The 286-nt window shown below is 57.3% G+C and carries 1 pseudogene; it reads right to left on the reverse strand.

What is annotated here, in order from left to right:
- A pseudogene (locus EXE42_RS19940) lies at positions 1-246 on the reverse strand (hypothetical protein); the annotation flags it as partial.
- Positions 247-286: the final 40 nt, after the last annotated feature.

Consider the following 286-nt stretch of genomic DNA (forward strand, 5'->3'; position numbering starts at 1 on the left):
GCCCACCCGCTCGCTCGGTAACCCCGTCTCAACCACCCGGTAATACCGAGTTTCACCGTCAGCTTCCCACTCGAAGATCGGATCGTCTCGAACCGTACACTCGTACAGTCTCGGCGCAGTGTCAGCGAAACTCGTTTCACCGGCCCCGCGGAGCTCATCGAATGTCTCAGCGGCGGTGGGGCTTATGTGTCTGATTTCTCCATCGGCGTCAACGATAACCGTTGCTTCGTTGAGATGTGTAAGCACCTGTTTTCGCCAGAACCGTGGAATCGGGCGAAACGTCTCA

This window comes from Halorubrum sp. SP3 (genome assembly GCF_005435195.1).
In the GTDB taxonomy this organism is placed as follows: domain Archaea; phylum Halobacteriota; class Halobacteria; order Halobacteriales; family Haloferacaceae; genus Halorubrum; species Halorubrum sodomense.